The sequence below is a fragment of the Roseateles sp. DB2 genome (assembly GCF_051857535.1).
GTDB lineage: Bacteria > Pseudomonadota > Gammaproteobacteria > Burkholderiales > Burkholderiaceae_C > Roseateles_B.
Genome location: NZ_JBPZGY010000013.1, coordinates 90,909 through 107,349 on the forward strand (window position 1 = coordinate 90,909; position 16,441 = coordinate 107,349).

16 protein-coding genes are annotated in these 16,441 nt (G+C 68.9%); 12 read left to right on the top strand and 4 right to left on the bottom strand.

The features are described 5' to 3' along the window. The first annotated feature begins 107 nt into the window (after positions 1-107). The 11 genes from ACS5PK_RS17885 (at position 108) to ACS5PK_RS17935 (ending at position 11,654) form a co-directional block, all read left to right on the top strand. Positions 108-365: a hypothetical protein gene (locus tag ACS5PK_RS17885; protein WP_439441614.1), complete on the top strand. Its 258-nt coding sequence runs from the start codon at positions 108-110 to the stop codon at positions 363-365. Positions 366-542: 177 nt separating this feature from the next. After that, entirely contained in the window at positions 543-1,748 is a 1,206-nt protein-coding gene (locus tag ACS5PK_RS17890) for an acyltransferase family protein (protein WP_439441615.1), read from the top strand. Between the two features lie 886 nt (positions 1,749-2,634). Next, complete coding sequence (locus ACS5PK_RS17895; protein ID WP_439441616.1) at positions 2,635-3,993, top strand: hypothetical protein; 1,359 nt, start codon at positions 2,635-2,637, stop codon at positions 3,991-3,993. A 95-nt stretch (positions 3,994-4,088) separates the two neighbouring features. Beyond that, positions 4,089-4,805: an NTP transferase domain-containing protein gene (locus ACS5PK_RS17900; protein WP_439441617.1), complete on the top strand. Its 717-nt coding sequence runs from the start codon at positions 4,089-4,091 to the stop codon at positions 4,803-4,805. Positions 4,806-4,851: 46 nt separating this feature from the next. Further along, the gene (locus ACS5PK_RS17905) at positions 4,852-6,081 is read left to right on the top strand and encodes a pyridoxal phosphate-dependent aminotransferase (RefSeq protein ID WP_439441618.1); all 1,230 of its coding nucleotides are present in this window, start codon (positions 4,852-4,854) and stop codon (positions 6,079-6,081) included. Then, positions 6,078-6,710 (top strand): CDP-alcohol phosphatidyltransferase family protein, encoded by a 633-nt coding sequence (locus ACS5PK_RS17910; RefSeq protein ID WP_439441619.1) that lies wholly within the window; start codon positions 6,078-6,080, stop codon positions 6,708-6,710. The genes ACS5PK_RS17905 and ACS5PK_RS17910 overlap by 4 nt, the downstream gene beginning before the upstream one ends. Positions 6,711-6,778: 68 nt before the next feature. Next, positions 6,779-8,071 carry an ATP-grasp domain-containing protein gene (locus ACS5PK_RS17915; RefSeq protein WP_439441620.1) on the top strand — a complete coding sequence of 431 codons (1,293 nt, stop codon included), beginning with the start codon at positions 6,779-6,781 and terminating at the stop codon, positions 8,069-8,071. Positions 8,072-8,081: 10 nt separating this feature from the next. Further along, positions 8,082-9,362 carry an MFS transporter gene (locus tag ACS5PK_RS17920; RefSeq protein ID WP_439441621.1) on the top strand — a complete coding sequence of 427 codons (1,281 nt, stop codon included), beginning with the start codon at positions 8,082-8,084 and terminating at the stop codon, positions 9,360-9,362. Between the two features lie 317 nt (positions 9,363-9,679). Beyond that, complete coding sequence (locus tag ACS5PK_RS17925; protein ID WP_439441622.1) at positions 9,680-10,129, top strand: lactoylglutathione lyase; 450 nt, start codon at positions 9,680-9,682, stop codon at positions 10,127-10,129. Between the two features lie 37 nt (positions 10,130-10,166). Then, positions 10,167-11,105 (top strand): DUF3034 family protein, encoded by a 939-nt coding sequence (locus tag ACS5PK_RS17930; RefSeq protein WP_439441623.1) that lies wholly within the window; start codon positions 10,167-10,169, stop codon positions 11,103-11,105. Positions 11,106-11,168: 63 nt separating this feature from the next. Then, positions 11,169-11,654, top strand: a complete 486-nt coding sequence (locus tag ACS5PK_RS17935) for a group I truncated hemoglobin (RefSeq protein WP_439441624.1) — start codon at positions 11,169-11,171, stop codon at positions 11,652-11,654. 21 nt (positions 11,655-11,675) lie between these two features. Here the strand turns inward: ACS5PK_RS17935 and ACS5PK_RS17940 are convergent, their stop codons facing one another. Beyond that, positions 11,676-11,825 carry a DUF3149 domain-containing protein gene (locus ACS5PK_RS17940; RefSeq protein ID WP_439441625.1) on the bottom strand — a complete coding sequence of 50 codons (150 nt, stop codon included), beginning with the start codon at positions 11,823-11,825 and terminating at the stop codon, positions 11,676-11,678. Positions 11,826-11,846: 21 nt separating this feature from the next. Between ACS5PK_RS17940 and ACS5PK_RS17945 the strand changes: the two genes are divergently transcribed. Then, complete coding sequence (locus tag ACS5PK_RS17945; RefSeq protein WP_439441626.1) at positions 11,847-12,320, top strand: hypothetical protein; 474 nt, start codon at positions 11,847-11,849, stop codon at positions 12,318-12,320. Here ACS5PK_RS17945 and ACS5PK_RS17950 read toward each other — a convergent pair. From ACS5PK_RS17950 to ACS5PK_RS17960, 3 genes are all read right to left on the bottom strand, one after another. Beyond that, positions 12,317-13,222 (bottom strand): DUF2145 domain-containing protein, encoded by a 906-nt coding sequence (locus ACS5PK_RS17950; protein WP_439441627.1) that lies wholly within the window; start codon positions 13,220-13,222, stop codon positions 12,317-12,319. The two genes, ACS5PK_RS17945 and ACS5PK_RS17950, sit on opposite strands and share 4 nt — an antisense overlap. Beyond that, positions 13,219-13,665: a hypothetical protein gene (locus tag ACS5PK_RS17955; protein WP_439441628.1), complete on the bottom strand. Its 447-nt coding sequence runs from the start codon at positions 13,663-13,665 to the stop codon at positions 13,219-13,221. Before ACS5PK_RS17955 ends, ACS5PK_RS17950 begins: the two co-directional genes overlap by 4 nt. Before the next feature lie 126 nt (positions 13,666-13,791). Continuing rightward, positions 13,792-16,365, bottom strand: coding sequence for a PAS domain S-box protein (locus ACS5PK_RS17960; protein WP_439441629.1), 2,574 nt, complete (start codon positions 16,363-16,365; stop codon positions 13,792-13,794). Positions 16,366-16,441: the final 76 nt, after the last annotated feature.

Below are 16,441 nucleotides of genomic sequence, written 5' to 3' on the forward strand. Positions count from 1 at the left end.
GAGCGGCCTGTGGTCAGCCCTCTGGACGAGGATCCGGCGGGTCACTCGGCTCGACGCCGAACACAAAGGGAGGGAGGCGGCCCAGCGCCGCACGAGGAGGCCGCTTGATGAAGAAACACGGCATGCGCCTGGCGCCGACTGGAGCCCTGCTGTTCATGCTCGCCCTCTACGGCTGCGTGGGCGGCCGAGGTGGCTGCGGTGGCGGCGGGAGCATCACCACCGGACCAGGCCCTGGCCCTTCGCCCGGCACCAATGGCCAGACCACAGAGGCGCTGGATGCCCCACTGCATCCGCTGAACGTGGGTGACGTCCGCGCCTGGCGTGCGGCCGACGACGTGGACGGCAGGCGGCCACGAGGCAGCTGAGCGCCCGGCAAGCGGGCAGCATCTGGTGGTTTCTCCTGTCCCAGCGCGGCACCGGCGGCGAACTGCGCAGCGGCAGGATGCGCTGACGCGGGTCGCTCGCCAGCATTTCGCCCCAGCGATGCGGCGCCTCGCCCCAGGGGCCGGGGAGCGGCGGGCCGGCCCCCTCACCATGCGCGCATGAACACGCCACCCACCCGCCTCCTCTTCATCGACTGGCTGCGCATCGCCGCCTTCGCTCTGCTCATTCCCTATCACGTGGGCATGTACTACGTGAGCTGGGGCTGGCATGTAAAGAACCCGGAGATCCATTCCGCGGTGGAGCCTTTCATGCTGCTGAGCAACCCCTGGCGCATGGGCCTGCTCTTCCTGATCGGCGGGGTGGCCGCCAGCCAGCTGATGGGCAAGCTGCAGAGCCGCAGCCGCTTCGTACGTGAACGCAGCAGCCGCCTGCTGTGGCCCCTGCTCTTTGGCATGGCGGTGGTCGTGCCCATCCAGCCCTATCTGGAGGTGGTGCAGAAAGTAGGCTATGCGGGCAGCTACCTGGACTTCCTCGGCCTCTACTTCCAGGCCTACCACGGCTTCTGCGAGGGCAACAAATGCCTGGACCTGCCCACCTGGAACCATCTGTGGTTCCTGCCCTACCTGTGGAGCTACTGCCTGCTGGCCGCCGCCCTGGCCGGGCCACTGGCGCGCTGGGGTCAGGTCTTGCAGAACGGTCTGCTGGGCCGGCGCGCGGCGCTGTGGCTGCTGGGGCTGTGCCTGCCGCTGATGGCCGCGCGCTGCCTGCTGAGCCTCTTTCCCACCACGCACAACTTCACCTGGGACTGGAGCAACCACCTCGCCTCGCTGTGGCTCTTCCTGGTGGGCTGGATGGCTGCCTCGCAGGCCCCGGCGCTGTGGACCTGGGCCGAGCGCCTGCGCTGGCCGGCTCTCGCCGCTTTCCTGCTGGGCTGGGCCGGTTTCATCGCCTACCTCGGCTACTACGAGCACCGCGAGCTGCCCGCGGCCGTGCTGTACACACAGCGCGTGCTGTACGGCCTGATGCAGGGCAGCGCATTGCTGGCGATGCTGGGCCTGGCCCGGCACCACCTGGATCGCGAGCACCCCTGGCGTGCCGGCCTGGGCGCGGCCATCTTCTGCGCCTATGTGCTGCACCAGAGCGTGATCGTGGGTCTGACGGCCCTGCTGGAGCCGCTGCATCTGCCAGACAGCATCGAGGCCCTGCTCCTGATCACGCTCACCGCCCTGGCCTGCGTCGTCGTCTACCTTCTGGCACGGCCCGTGCCCGGGCTGCGACGCCTGCTGGGTATCGCCGCGCCCTCGTCGCGAGCAGTGAGGGCGAACCCGGCAGCAAGGGTTCCCGGCGCCATCCCCGCTCGCTGAGGCAACGTCGACACGGCCCAGAGCCCCGCCCGAGCGCACGACCGCTGCGCGACAGAGCACCACCGCCCACCCAATCCGGATCGCCGGCAGGCCAGCCCTGCGCACAGGCGCACCTTCCTGCCCATGCGCCTGCACCCGCCTTGCCAGAGAGCGTCCGGGGACCGCACAGCCCAGCAAAGGCAGCAGTGGGGGCTGCACAGCTGCCTGCGAAAAAGCGCCTCCTATACCTGCATTATTTGACAGGTCCATTTCAGCCAGACTTCATGTATGGTGCACGGGCTCCAGCAGGAGGGTAAGAATGAAACAAAGGCAGCACATGCCGGCGGAGGGCTTGTCATATGGCGGAGGTGGGGACAAACACATCCCCAGTGGGACGATCACCAGCGTCATGACCCATTGACAGGGCTGCCACCCGGCCCGGCATGAGCAACCCGTCCGGCTTGGCGGCCACGCGACACAGCAACCTGCATCGGACGCGACAGCATCCTCAGAGATCTGCAATCGTCCGACCGCTCCGGCACGCTGCGAGGACACGGGGCGGCCCCATCGGGCGGCATCCAAAGCTCCAAGCATGTGTCGTATCGGCAGGCCCAGCAGTCGCAGGCGCCAGGGCCCTGATCATTCGGAGCACTCCGTGGGCGCGGCTTGGTTCGGGTCCGTCCATGCGCTGAGAGCGCCGCAGGGATGTCCAGACTGTGGACCAGCTTGGCCCCCTGGGGCGGCAGCGATGCAGGCCTCGGCCTTGCCCAACTGCGCCTGGTGATGCAATTCCCCGGCAGGACTTTTTGATCAAGGCATTCAACCATTTATTCGCACTGATCCGTGTTTTGACGAAGCGGGCAAGCCGCAAGCACCCGCCTCCCATCTCCGGCCGCAGCCTTCTCCCATGCAAAATTTTCTGGATGAGCACGCGCTTTCGTTGTATGCCCGCTACCACGAGGAGCCTGGCAGTTCGCCCCTCCTGAGTGCCCAGCGTTTCGATGAGCGGCTGAAGGCCCTGCATCCGGCCGAGTGGCGCGCCTCCTTCCCGCCCCCGCTGTTCCGGCCCGGCATCGTGGACGAGATCGGACAGCGCTGCGCCACCCTGCTGAAGATCGTCTACTCACTGCCGGATCGCCTGTTCGATGGCGACGCCACCCAGCTGCTGGCCGCACAGGGCCTGCCGGAGGAGCGCGTGGCAGCGCTGTCGCGGTACTGCAAGCCCCGGCTGCTGGAAAGGGCCCGTCTGTTTGCCAGACCCGACGCCTTGCTCACCCACGACGGCTTTCAGCTCGTCGAAATGAACGTCACTCCCTCGCTCGGCGGCCTGGGCATCTGCGATCGCTACCTGGCCGAATTCCGCAATGACGCCCTGGGCCAGCGCCTGCAGGCCGACGGCATCCAGGTCGAAGCCCCGGACATGGCGGCGCATTTTGCCAAGCTCATGGCGAGCGCCGCCACAGTGGGGGTGCCGGGTCATCGGGTGATGCTGGAGCTGATCGCAGACCCCAAGGAGGATCCGGATGACAACTGGGCGCGGCCGGACTTCATCGCGACGGCGCAGCGTGCGGGCTTCGACGTCATCACCGGCAAGCCCGGGGATGTCGTGATTCGCTCGGAGGGCGTGTTTGCCAAGGGCCGGCGTATCGACCTTGTGTACTCCGATCATGTGTATGCGGAGCAACTGATGCACTCGCATGACCCCGCCCTCATCGACGGCCTGGTCGACGCCGAAGAGCGGGGACTGATTGACCTGATCAGCGCCCCACCCTCATGTGCCCTGTATGACAACAAGGCCAATCTCGCTCTGCTCACCGACCCACGGCACGCCACGAGCTTCAGCGCGGATGAGCGGGCATTGATCGCTGCGCACGTCCCGCGCACCCAGGTGCTGCGCCCAGAGATCCTGGCGCAGTGTCTCGAGGAGCGAGCGTCGCTGGTGCTCAAGCCAGGCCTTGGCTTGTGCGGCAATGGCGTCGTCTTCGGCCGCAAGCTGGATGAGCAGTCCTGGCGCCAGGCGCTGGAGTCCGCCCTCGCCAGCCGCGAATCCTGGGTCGTCCAGACCCTGATCGAGCGACTGTGGACCTACAACTTGCCGCACTGGGCAGGCGAGGGCCGCCGAATGATCTGCATGGGGCCTTTGGTGTTCGATGGCCTCTACACAGGCACCTTCCTGCGCGAGGACTGGTTCAGCGGCGGCCCCGTCGTGGTCAATCACGCGCAAGGCGCCAGCTGGTGCGCGGCGCTTCAGCGGGCGGCCTGCTGAACCCTCGGTCACCGCCGGCCTTCCGTCTTCCCTTGCCCCCATCCCATCCACTATTCACTTCAAGGCCAGAGCCCTCTATGCGTCTTGTATGCCTCATGGCTGGTGTCAGCAGCCGTCTTTCACCGCTGACTGAAGTCAGCCACAAAGCCACACTGCCGGTCGGCAAGCGCCGCATGCTCGACTACCAGCTGGATCTGCTGGAGGCCGCCGGATTGGGCGATGGGTCCTTTGTGCTCGGACATGGGGCCCCGGAGCTGGCCCGACTCCTGCTGCAGCGCCTGGGGCGCCAGCGGGTGGACCTGGTCTACAACCCGAACTACGCCAGCCACAACCTGGACCGGAGCGCCGTGCTGGGCTTGTCAGCCCAGCACGGACCAGTCGTCTACTTCGAAGGCGATCTGCTGGTGCCACCCTCCGTGCTGCGGCGGGTGGCCCAAAGTCCGGCAGAGATCTGCGTCGCGCTGGATTCGAGCTGTTCAAGCCCCTGCGTAGACACCATGGTGGAAGGCCACGAGGGCAGGCCCGTTCGCCTGCGCTTCGCCGAGCACGGGTGTCTGGAGCGCATGCCCGGGGACCTCGGCGAGCTGCTGTGCTTCATGAAGCTGGGAGACGCCGCGCGTGCCTGGGTCGTGAGCGAGCTGAAGCAGCTCGACCACACGGGCCCGATGCAGCTGTACCAGGTGTTCCAGCGCGCCTTCGATCGCTTCGAGACCGCCTGTGTCGATGCCGCGGGGCTGCCCTGGGTTGAAGTTGACCGCGCCCCCGACCTCGAGCGCGCCGCACGCCTGGCTGACGCCATCGTGACCGCCTGATCGCCAACCGGGGCATGCCATGCATCACTCAAGCGCCGCAGTCCAGATGACGAGCCCTCCGCTCAACGCCTCACTGGTGGAGATGGGCCCCTATGCATCCAAGGGGATTTCCCAGGCAGCCAAGGCCGATCCGTCCGTGGTCAACCTCAGCATCGGCGAACCGGCCTTTGGCCCGCCCGAGGGCCTGCTCCCATCCATTGCCGAGGAAGACCTGTCGCTCGCAGCCTTTCTTGCCTCAGTCAAATCCTATGAAACCACCCGCGGGGCGCTGCGCCTGCGGGTGGCCATCGCCGACTGGTACCGGCGGCGTGATGGCCTGGAAATCGACCCCGAGCGTGAGATTCTGGTGACCCATGGCGGCGTCGAGGCGCTGTCACTGGCGCTCCTGGCCTGCACCACTCCGGGCGACGGAGTCGCGGTCTCCGACCCGTCCTACATGCTCTACGACCGCGCACTGCGCACGCTGGGCCGCCGCCCCATTCGCTTCAGCCGCCCGCCCGCCGAGCAGGAGTACCGCAGCCTGGCTGAGGCCGACAGCGGCCTGCGCAAGTCACTGGCGGGCGCACGCGCCCTGGTCATCAACTCGCCCGAGAATCCGACCGGCTACGTGCTTGACAGCGCCGAGTGGCCGCTGCTGCTGGATGCCGTGGCCGGCGCCAATGCCTGGCTCATACACGACGAGGTCTATGACTCCATGGCCTATGGGCGCCGGCATTTCCCCGCGCGAGCCTTCGATCCCCTGGGGGAGCGGACGCTGCTGGTGAACAGCTTCTCCAAGAAGTTCGGCATGCCGGGGCTGCGCATCGGCTGGCTGATCGGCCGGCCGGCAGTGATCGAGCAGGCCTGCAAGGCCCACGACTACCTGCTGCTGGGCGTCAACAGGCAGTACGAGCAGATTGCCGCGAGAGTCCTGGAGTACAGCGCCCTGGATGGCTGGCTGGACAGCCAGCGGGCCCGCATCGCCGAGCGCGTCCGACGGGCCATGGAAGTGCTGACGACGGAGGCGGGCTTCCACTGGAACCGCATGCCCATGGGAGGAATGTTCCTGTTCCCGGACGTGTCGGGCCTGCAGACCCGCTGCGCGCCCGGCACGCCCGGCGCCACCGTCGGTGAGCGCGTGGCCCACCACCTATTGCATGCCGTCCGGCTCGCCACCGTGCCCGGGATCGTGTATGGCGATCAAGTGGCCAACCATTTGCGCATGGTGCTGTGCTCCGACGACACCAGCTTCGACGAAGCGCTGCGCCGACTCGCCCAGCCAGGGAGCCACCAATGAGCAAGACCACGCGTCGCGAGCTGTTCCTCCTGGGACGCTACCTTGACGGGGCCAATGCGGTCACGGGGATCAATGTGGTCGTCGGGATCCTGGCCCTGCACGAGGCCTTTGCCCGGCATGTCGACCAGAGCGTCGCCCTCGTCTTCCTGGCCGCGATTCTTGACCATCTGGATGGCTGGCTGGCGCGCCGCTTCTTCGCCGATCACCGTGCACGCCGGCAATTCGGCCTTCAGTTCGACACGCTGGCCGACCTGCTGAACTTCGACGTGGTGCCGGCCGTCATGCTGATGACCCTGGCCCCCGGCCTGGCCTCCACAGGCGTCGGCGCGGCCTTGGTGCTGTTCGGGGCCGTGCGCCTGGCCCATTTCAATGTGTCTACGGATGGTGGCGGCCGCAACTACCTCGGCCTCCCCACCACCTATGCCGGATTCGCCATCGTGAATCTGATCCTGCTGTCACAGGCCGGCGCCTTCGGCGTGCCTGTCCTGCTGGCCTTGGTGGCAGTGCTGGCCCTCCTGCAGGTGGCCTGCATTCCCCTGCGCCTGCCCGGGACAGCCGCTTGCGTGGCGGGGCTGTGCGGCGTCTACGCGGCCACTCTCGCGCTCTGCCGGATCGTGCTGGCGCCTTGACAGTCCGGCCGGCGCCAGCCGACCAGACCCACAGGCCGCTCCACGGCCCCCTTCATCGAAAGATCTCCATGGCACACATCGTCTTCATCGACAGCACTTCCACCGGTCTGCTGGCCTTCCAGACGGCCAAGCGCCTGGGACACCAGGTCACGCTGGTCCGTCCCACCCATGCGACCAGCTTCATCGACCTGATGCTCAAGGACCCGGCCAAGCTGGCAGCCCATATGCATCACGTGGACCACGAGCTCCTGGTCCGCACCTTTGAAGCGGAGCATCTGATCCCGGCGCTCGAAGGCCTGGCCGCGACAGCCCCCATCGATGCCATCATCAGCACCACTGAAACCGGCATCATGCCTGCCGCCGTGGCCTCGGCCCACTTTGGCACCCTGTACCCGAGCCCCGAGGCCTTGGGCAACGCCGTCTTCAAGGACCGCCTGCGCGCCCGGCTGCAGGCTGCGGGATTGCGGTCGCCGAAGTTCGAGGTGCTCCGCGAGGACGAACTGCCTGAAGGCCCGCGCTCCGTGCGCCTGCCCTTCGTCGTCAAGCCGATTCGCGGCTTTGCCAAGCAGTACTCGGCCATCTGCAAGACGCAAGCGGACTACGAGGCCTATGTGCGGGAACTCCACGACAGCCGCGCGCGCTCCTCGGACATAGACCGCGTGGTCGCGCATGAGTACATCGTCGAGGAGTACGTGGTCGGTACCTTGCAGTCCGCCGAGGTCATCGTGAGGGAGGGCCGGCTGATGGCCTACGCAACGACCTCGCGCTACCGGGCCCACTACTACGACCTGCTGGAACTCGCGGCCGTGATGCCGTCCGGCCTGCCACGCGCCGCCTGTGAGCAGATGAGCAGCTATCTGCAGCAGGTGTTCGATGCCGTGGGCATACGCGTGGGCCTTTACCACGTGGAGCTGCTGATGACCCCCGAGGGCCCCGTGCTCGTGGAGATCAATGCCCGGATGATGGGGAGCGTCTCGCCCATCATGTACCGGATGCTGACCGACAAGGACCCCTTCGAGCACCTCATCCGGCTGCACCTGGGCGAGCCCGTCACCCTGGACGACACCGGCTTCAGCGGTGCGGCCATCACGCTGGCCGTGGCGGCACGCCATGGTGGCGTGGTGCGCACGGACTTCACCAGGGAGTCCTTGGACAAGCTGCTGGCCGCGTACGACATCGGCTTCAACACCCTCAACATCGCAGCCGGCCGCGAGGTGATGCGCTACGAGGGCAATCTCAGCATCATGGGCCACGTCATCATCCAGGACAGCGATCCGCAGGCAGTGGCGCTCAAGGCCCATCGTTTCCTGGGTGAGATCGACCCCCTCATCGGCTTCGAGACCGCCAAGTACTTCGGCTGAGGGCGGCGGCATGTCGGAGGCCCCCTCCACCGCAGCCGCTGACGAGGCCTCGATCCGGGGCGGCTTCCTGCGCTTCTGCGTGGGCGACGTGGCGACCCAGCTGGGATCGGCACTCTCCCTGGTGCTGCTGCCGCTGATCGCCGTCACGGCGCTGCACGCCACACCGCTGCAGGTGGGGATGCTCACCGCCTGCGACCGGCTGCCCTTCATCTTCTTCAGCCTGGTCGCCGGACTGGCGGCCGACCGCTGGGAGCGTCGGCGCATCCTGCTCGTTTGCAACCTGGCACGTGCAGCGCTCATTGCAGGCGTGCTGGCCGCCGAGCAGCTGAACGGGCTCGGCATCATGACTTTTGCCGTCGCCATGTTCCTCATCGGTTCGGCCAATGTCTATTTCGAGGTCGCGTACTGGACCTTCGTGCCGGCACTCCTGCCGCCCTCGCGCATCGCCCGAGGTAACGGCACCCTGGCTGCCATCGCTGGCGCAGCGGAGATGATCGGCCCGGCCGCGGCGGGCCTTCTTCTCAAGTTCGGGACGCTGGCCGGTGCGCTCGCCTGCAATGGCATGCTCTTCCTCTGCGGAGCGGGCGTGCTGGCCACCCTGCCGCCGCTGGCCCCCGGGGCGCAGGAGCCCGGCAAGGGCGGCGGCTTTGCGGCCATCCGGGCCGGCATGAAGGCCTTGCTGGGCCGCCCCGAGCTCAGGTCCTTGGTCTTGACCGGCATGGTGTGGAATGCGCTGGCCAGCGGCGCCACCCCGCAGGTGCTGGTGCATATGAGCCAGACCCTGGGCTTCTCGCCCGCCGACATCGGCCTGGTGCTCGCAGCCCAGGGCCTGGGCGGGATGCTGGGCTCGCTGGTGGCAGGGGAGGTCGCCGCGCGAGCAGGTGCGAAGCGGGCGATCTTCCTCGGCGCGATGGTCTATGGCCTGGGCTCCCTGGCACTGACGCTGGTACACGGCAAGGGCGCTGCGGCGGTCGGGGCCATGGGGGCCTTGCTGCTGGTCTCCGCGGCGGGCTCATCGGTGGGCGTGGTCTGCATCATCAGCCAACGCCAGACCCTGACCCCGCAGCAGCTGCTCGGCCGAGTGACCGCTGGCTTCCGCTTCATGACCTGGGGCGTCATGCCGCCTGCCGCACTGGCCGGCGGCCTGCTGGCGCAGGGACTGGGTACGCGGGCAACGATAGGGCTGGCGGCCGCGGCCGGCCTGTGCATCCTGCTGCTGGCGATGCTTCGTTCGCCCCGGCAGCAGGCCTGTGAACCTGGGGCTGAACCTGGGGCTGAATCCGGGGCATGACCCCGGGGCTGCCCCCCGGTGCAGGGGCCCGGTGCGCGCAAGAAGCCTGCACTCAGCCCCGCGTCGGCGATGGCGGTGCAGCGAACGGGTCGCCCTGTGAGCGCAAGCGGTCCAGCCCCGCGGATCCGAAAGCCAAGCCAGCGCCCGCTGCGGGTGCACCGCAGTCGGTGGATTGAGCATGCCCTGCCCCGAGCGGCCGGCCTGGGTCCGCGGGACAATCGCGCCCAGGCCTGAGGCCCTTCGCCTCTCGCGGCAACGGCCCGCCCGAACATCGCCGCGCCCCGGCCTGTCTTGCACCAGCCCCCAGGAAACCACACATGCTCACTTACCTGCACACCATGGTCCGCGTCAACGACCTGGACCAGTCCCTGAAGTTCTACCGCGATGCCCTGGGCCTTCGCGAGGTGCGCCGCACCGAGCACGAGGCCGGCCGCTTTACCCTGGTCTACCTGGCCGCCCCCGGTAACGCCGACGGCCCCTTTCAGCCCCAGGTCGAGCTGACCTACAACTGGCCTGCTCCCGATGGCACGGCCGAGACCTACACCGGTGGCCGCAATTTCGGACATCTGGCCTTTGCCGTGGACGACATCTACGCCGCCTGCCAGCGACTGGCCGAGCATGGCGTGACGATTTCCCGCCCACCCAGGGATGGACGCATGGCCTTCGTGCGCTCGCCCGACAACATCTCCATCGAGTTGCTGCAGAATGGACCCGCCCTGGCTCCCGCGGAGCCCTGGGCATCCATGCCCAACACCGGCAGCTGGTGATGCACCGGGGCCGGCGCAGCAGCGTCGAAGGAGCGTCATGCCGGCCCTTACCCACCGCCCGTCTTCCATCGCTTCCACCGCCCTGGCGGCCGGGCCCGCCCTCCTGCTGGTCATGATGGCTGCCCTGGCGCCAGCCGGCTCGGCGTGGGCGCAGGGCAAGCTGCTGCTCACGGGGGGTGTCAGCAGCATCGATGGTGCGGCCGGCGGCGGCCTGACCCCCTGGGCCCTGATCGGCAGCTATGCCAGCCCCGGCGAGATCGGCGCCACGGCCTTCCTCACGCGGGTCCATACGCAGGACTACGGGCTGACGGCCTATGGCGCCGCGCTTGGCCTGCATGACCGCTTCGAGCTTTCCATCGCGCGCCAGGACTTCAGCACCGGTCCTGCCGGCACGGCCCTGGGTCTGCCGGGGCTGCATCTGAAGCAGGACATCTTCGGAGCCAAATGGCGCCTGGCCGGCGATGCCATCCTCGACAGCGACCGCTGGATGCCCCAGCTGAGCCTGGGCCTCGAGCACAAGCGCAGTCACGCAGGGGGCCTCGCCCCCACACTGGCCAGCCTGGGCGCGCGGGCGAACGACACCGAGCTCTACCTCAGCGCCACCAAGCTGCTGCTGCGCCAGAGCACCTTGCTGAACCTGACGCTGCGGGCCACGCGGGCCAACCAGAACGGACTGCTGGGCTTTGGCGGGGAGGCAAGCAGCCGCTTCAGCCTGCGGCCGGAACTGTCCATGGCCTATCTCATCAATCGCCGGCTGGCCGTGGGTGTCGAGTACCGAGCCAAGCCGGACAAGCTCAATCCCTCCGCCCTGGGCCAGGGCTTGGCCGAGCAGGACTGGAAAGATCTGTTCATCGCCTGGACGCCGAGCAAGCAGTTCTCGCTGACCGCCGCCTACGTGGACCTGGGGGCCGTCGTGCCCGGCATCGTGCCGCGCAGGCAGACCGGGCTCTATGTCTCGGCGCAACTGGCCTACTGAATGATCCGCCGAAGCACCGACGCCATGCCAGCCGCTGCACAGACCTCACCAAGGAAGCTGCCGATGAACGCCCCTGCCTCGCTCGCCCGGTCCCGCTCGCGCAGCCCCTGGCGGGCACTGATCAGCGCACTGCTCTGCACATGGGTCGGCACACTGATGGCCGCGCAGGCCTGGGCCCAGCCCGCCCGTGCCGACGACAAGCTCTACACGCAGCTAGGCGCCAGGCCTGGACTGGAGGCCGTGGTCGACGGCCTGCTGCAGCGAGCCACGCAGGACCCGCGCATCAAGGACTTCTTCAAGGACACCAACCTCAAGTTCCTGCACACCCAGCTGGTGGATCAGCTGTGCGCGGTGACGGGCGGCCCTTGCCGCTACGAGGGCGAAACCATGAAGAATGCCCATGAAGCCATGGGCCTGAGCCAGGCCCACTTCAACGCCCTGGTCGAGGACCTGCAGGACGCGCTGGATGCGGCCGGCGTGCCCTTTGCCACGCAGGGGCGTCTGCTGGCCCTGCTGGCTCCCATGCACCGGGACATCGTCACCCGCTGAGGGGCGGGCGTGACAGGCGTCTCAATGCGAGCGTTGGGCGGCGGCGCTGTCGTCCTTCATGTGCTTGAGGAAGTAGCGCAGGTAGAAAGCGCCCATGCCCAGGGTGATGGTCAGCACGGTCAGGCTCATCAGGCCCACGTCGCTGGTGAACAGCAGCTCGAATGCTTTCATGGCGGAATCCGGAAGTCGTTGATGGAACCCTCATTGAAGGCTCGCCTAGCCGGCCTGTCCTTGCCCTGGCGCAAACCAGCGGCGCCCGGCGGCAAGGTGGTGGGGGCGACTCTGCGCTGGCTCAAGCCGCTGGTCGCGCTCCTGCTGGCAGCCTCGGCAGCGCCGACGCTGGCCGAGCCCTGGGAGCGGCGCCCGGTGCCCGTCCCCAGCCTGTCCGAGGTCAGCCGGGCCTACCGCCGCCACGTGGAGGCGAACAACGCCGAGATCATCGAGGAGCTGGGTGCGAAGAAGGCGCGCCAGTACCTGGTGCGCATCGTCGAGCTGGAAGCCGTGCGTTGCGAGTTCCACTCGGGGCGCAGCCATCTGTGCCGCATCATCGTCAGCATCGAGGTCAACGGCCGTGTCGGCCCGCGCCGGGCGGGTGACGCCCTGATGACGCCGGACGAGGACGAGCGGGAGGGCTGGAAGCTGCGGATGCTGCGACGGCCGCGCTAGTCCCCGGTCGCCCGCAGACGGTCCCCGGGCTGCAGCACGCAGGCGGCCTGCGGGTCGAAGCCTCCCTCTCGCTGGATCAGTCCCTCGGGCGCCTCACAGACATCGACCCGGCGTGCAGCGGGGAAGCGCTGCTGCAGCCAGTCCATCAAGCCCTGGGGCAGGCTGATGCGCAGCCGGGCCGCCGCGAGGTCCTCCTCCGGATGCTCGGCCAGGTGCAGCCAGGGGCTGAAAGCCGCCAGCCACAGCCAAGGCCGCCCGGGAAGCTGCAGCACCGTACCGCCATAGCCCTGCTCGCGCAGCCAGGCCTGGGCCTGGGCCCGGTCCTGCGCCTCACCCCAGGCTGCGGCCAGCAGCTCGGCCAGCCACTGGTTGCAGTTCTGGAAGCGAAGGCCAAATACATAGGCATTGGCACTGTAGGCCGGATTCACCAGCCCCAGGGCGCGGCCATTGTCCAGGGCCAGGGCACGCAGCGTCTCGCTGGCCTCGGGCGGTAGCAGCAGGACGGCCACGAAGCCCTGCTCGGGTCGCTGACTGCCCCGCACGAAGGCGGCCAGTCCCTGGTCGAACAGGCGCGGGCGACCGCTGTCGCAGTCGAAATAGAGCTGGCGCACGGCCCAGGGGCCGGCCGGGTTGTCGCGCAAGGCCAGACCGGCATGCGAGTAGCGCTGCCCCCAGCGGCGCAGGTCCAGGCCGTCGCGCGCGACCAGGGCCAGGTCTTGCCCACCAGCCTCCATCAGCTCGCGCAGGACAGCACTGAAGCGCAGGGCCCGTGCCTGCTCGGCCACGCTGGCCTCGCGCTCGCGGCTGCACAGCAGCTGCGTGCCGGCCTGGCTCGCCAGCGGCAGCAACAGCGCCACCACCAGCGTCAGCAAGCCCAGCAGGCCACGCCTGGCCCGGCTCACAGCATCACGGCACGGCGCTGGAACTCGTGGCGCCAGCCCTCGTCCAAGGCCAGGAAGAAGGGCTGGTCAGCCCCCACACGAGCGAAGGCCAGGCCGTAGGCGGGACGGCTCACCGCAATGAGATCCCCCCGGCTCAGCATCGCGCGCTCGCGCACCGCGGCAGGCAGAAGCAGGGTGAAGCGGCCGCCCTCGCCTTCCAGCTGCAGGCGCTCCAGATCTGGGCGGTCTTCCTGGGCCGCGATCTCGACCACCCGGTACTCGCCCGCGGCCACGCGGCGTCCGGTGGAGCTGTTGCTGGAGCCCTGGATGGAGTCGGACACGCTGCCCAGCGACTGCGAGGCGCTGCCGGAGGCCGAGGACACCGAGCTGCTGTCCGCCCAGGCCAGGGGCGCTTGGGCGGACAGGCAGGCCAGGGTCAGGACGGCAAGGAGTTGGCGCGACATGGACATGGTCAGAGATGAGAAATGTGTACGGCGTCGCCGAGGCCCCAGCCCGACGCTGCGCCGGGCAGCGGGCGGGGGCGGGGGCCGCTGGTGCGACATGCTGCGGCCAGCATAGCGCCTGCCGGTTCAGGATGCTTCGAGCGGGGTCTCCTCGCTGGCGAACTGCCAGCGGTTGCGCCCCGCCGCCTTGGCGGCATACATGGCCAGGTCGGCCGCCCGCATCAGGCTCTCGACCGTGCGGCCATGCTGTGGAAAGCGGGCGATGCCCACAGACACGCCCACCACCACGCTCTGCCCCGCCAGCACCAGGGGCTGGCTCACCGACTCAATGAGGCGGCCCGCCACCTGTTCCAGCTCCTGCGGTCCGGCCGCCTGGTCCAGCAGCAGCACGAATTCGTCGCCGCCCAGGCGGGCCAGGGTGTCGGTGTCCCGCACCAGGGTACTCATGCGCGCGGCGACCTGGCGCAGCAGGGCATCGCCCTGGGCATGGCCCACGCTGTCGTTGACGGCCTTGAAGCCGTCCAGGTCCATGTACATGAGGGCCAGCTCGCGGCGTTCACGGTGGGTCTGCCCCAACAGCCGGCTCAGACGCTCCGTCAGCAGGCTGCGGTTGGCCAGGCCGGTCAGCGCGTCGTGGAAGGCCAGGTGCTGCAGGCGCTCGTCACGGCGGCGACGCTCCGTGCCGTCGCTGAACACGTGCAGCAGGCGCTCCTCAGCCCCTGAGCTGGCCTCGTCCGGGATCAGGCTCAGGTCCAGCCACTGCAGAAAGGCCTCGCCGCTCTTGCGGCGCCGCCACAACTCGCCCTGCCAGTGGCCCTGGGCGCGCACGGCCTCACGGGCCTGCGACTCCAGCACGGGATCGTCCCGTCCCAGCACGTCGGCAGAGCGCCCCAGCACGTCGGCGGACTCGAAACCGGTGATCGCGGTGAAGGCCGGATTGACCGAGAGGATGAGGCCCTGGGCGTCCGTCACCATGACGGCATCCACCGTGGCACTGAACACCGAGGCCGCCAGCTGAAGCTCGCGCTGCGCAGTCTTGAGGGTGCTGACGTCGCTGCCCACCGCGAAGATGCCACGCACCTCGCCGCGGGCGTCGGTGTCAGGCACGTAGTGGACCAGGGTGTGACCCAGGCGGCCGTCGGGCCGGCGTATGCTGCGTTCGAAGGTCTGAGTCTGGCCCGCAAGCACGCCCTCGATGTAGGGCTTGGAGCGTTCGAAAGCCTCGGCCCCCAGGACCTCGGGCATGCTCAGCTGCAGCATGTCTTCGCGGCTGCGGCCGTACCAGTCCTCGAAGGAGCGGCTGGCGAAGCGGCAGCTGAGGTCGCGGCGCCAGTAGGCGACCAGGCCGGGCACGGCATCGGCGATGTTGCGCAGCAGGCGGGCGTTCTCCAGCGCCTCCTGCGCGGCAGCCCGCGCCTGATCGCGGGTCTGCACCAGCTGAGCCTCGAAGGCCCGCCGCTCGGTGATGTCCTCCACCATGCCCACGAAGCCCAGGGGATCGCCTCGCAGGCTTTGAAGCTCCTGGGCACGGCTGCGCACATGGCGGACCTCCCCGCCGGGCCAGACCACGCGATAGGTCTCGTCAAAAGGCACTTTGCCCCCCTGGCTGCGCTGCGAGGCCAGGCGCACCCGCTCGCGGTCCTCCGGGTGGACGCGCGACAGCCAGGTCTCATGGCTCACCTGGGACGGAGCGATCTGGTAGATCTGGCGCCACTGCTCGTTGGTGTAGCCCGACTGCCCGCCGCGGTCCACCTGGAAGACGCCCACCGGCACGCAATCGCTGAGGCTGCGGAAGCGCTCGGCGCTGAGCGCCAGGGCCTGGGCCGCCTCCTCGCGCGCGGTGATGTCGCGGATGAACTCGGTGACGCCGGACTCCTCGCCGGCCAGGCGGGTCTCGGCCACCAGGGTGACGGACACCAGCAGACGCTGCCCGTCCAGGCGCAGCCGTTCGCTCTCGTGGCTCAGGGCCTCGCCGGCATCCAGCGCCTGGCGATTGTTGTGCTCGCGGGCCCGCAAGGATTCGGGCACCAGGGCCGCATGCGGGCGCCCCAGCAACTGCAGCGGGGCCGCGCCGAAGAGCCGTTCGGCTGCGGCGTTGGCCCGCCGGATGATGCCTTGCCCGTCGATGCTCAGGATGGCATCGGCGCTGTGCTGCAACAGGGCTGCCGCACGGGCCGCCTCGGCCAGGGCATGGCGCTCGATGCGCAGGGCGCGACGCCCTTCCAGCATCTGGCTGGCCGCCAGCGCGAGCTGCTGCAGGATCTCTCGCTGTCTCGCATCCAGCTGCCGCGGCTCGCGGTCGATCACGCACAGCGTACCCACCTGCTCGCCGCCGCTGAGCTTCAGCGGGGCACCGGCATAGAAGCGGATGTGGGGGGAGGCCAGCACCAGCGGGTTCTCGGCGAAGCGCGAATCCAGGCGGGCGTCGGGCACCTCGAAGACCGCATCGCCCAGCACGGCATGGGCGCAAAAGGCCATCTCGCGGGGGGCTTCGCTCGTGCCGGGCAGGCCGACCTGTGCCTTGAACCATTGGCGCCGTTCATCCACCAGGCTGATCAGCGACACCGGCACTCCGCAGACCAGGGAGGCCGTGCGGACCAGGGCGTCGAACTCCGGCTCGGGCGGGCTGTCCAGCACCTGCAGGGCCCGCAGGGCGGCCAGGGCGCGGTCCTCGTCCGCTCGAAGGGGGGCAGGCATCATGGTCCGATCATCGGTCATGCCACGGCGGACTTGAAAGTGCTCCCGCCCCTCCCCCGCGGCCAAGGGGCGTGCACGG

Bases quoted from the DNA above. Each gene is read 5' to 3' on its own strand.
- ACS5PK_RS17900 (WP_439441617.1), top strand. From the start codon at position 4,089: ATGGCTGGTGTCAGCAGCCGTCTTTCACCGCTGACTGAAGTCAGCCAC.
- ACS5PK_RS17885 (WP_439441614.1), top strand. From the start codon at position 108: ATGAAGAAACACGGCATGCGCCTGGCGCCGACTGGAGCCCTGCTGTTC.
- ACS5PK_RS17910 (WP_439441619.1), top strand. From the start codon at position 6,078: ATGAGCAAGACCACGCGTCGCGAGCTGTTCCTCCTGGGACGCTACCTT.
- ACS5PK_RS17960 (WP_439441629.1), bottom strand. From the start codon at position 16,365: ATGATGCCTGCCCCCCTTCGAGCGGACGAGGACCGCGCCCTGGCCGCC.
- ACS5PK_RS17920 (WP_439441621.1), top strand. From the start codon at position 8,082: ATGTCGGAGGCCCCCTCCACCGCAGCCGCTGACGAGGCCTCGATCCGG.
- ACS5PK_RS17905 (WP_439441618.1), top strand. From the start codon at position 4,852: ATGACGAGCCCTCCGCTCAACGCCTCACTGGTGGAGATGGGCCCCTAT.
- ACS5PK_RS17940 (WP_439441625.1), bottom strand. From the start codon at position 11,825: ATGAAAGCATTCGAGCTGCTGTTCACCAGCGACGTGGGCCTGATGAGC.
- ACS5PK_RS17935 (WP_439441624.1), top strand. From the start codon at position 11,169: ATGAACGCCCCTGCCTCGCTCGCCCGGTCCCGCTCGCGCAGCCCCTGG.
- ACS5PK_RS17895 (WP_439441616.1), top strand. From the start codon at position 2,635: ATGCAAAATTTTCTGGATGAGCACGCGCTTTCGTTGTATGCCCGCTAC.
- ACS5PK_RS17945 (WP_439441626.1), top strand. From the start codon at position 11,847: ATGGAACCCTCATTGAAGGCTCGCCTAGCCGGCCTGTCCTTGCCCTGG.
- ACS5PK_RS17930 (WP_439441623.1), top strand. From the start codon at position 10,167: ATGCCGGCCCTTACCCACCGCCCGTCTTCCATCGCTTCCACCGCCCTG.
- ACS5PK_RS17915 (WP_439441620.1), top strand. From the start codon at position 6,779: ATGGCACACATCGTCTTCATCGACAGCACTTCCACCGGTCTGCTGGCC.
- ACS5PK_RS17890 (WP_439441615.1), top strand. From the start codon at position 543: ATGAACACGCCACCCACCCGCCTCCTCTTCATCGACTGGCTGCGCATC.
- ACS5PK_RS17925 (WP_439441622.1), top strand. From the start codon at position 9,680: ATGCTCACTTACCTGCACACCATGGTCCGCGTCAACGACCTGGACCAG.
- ACS5PK_RS17955 (WP_439441628.1), bottom strand. From the start codon at position 13,665: ATGTCGCGCCAACTCCTTGCCGTCCTGACCCTGGCCTGCCTGTCCGCC.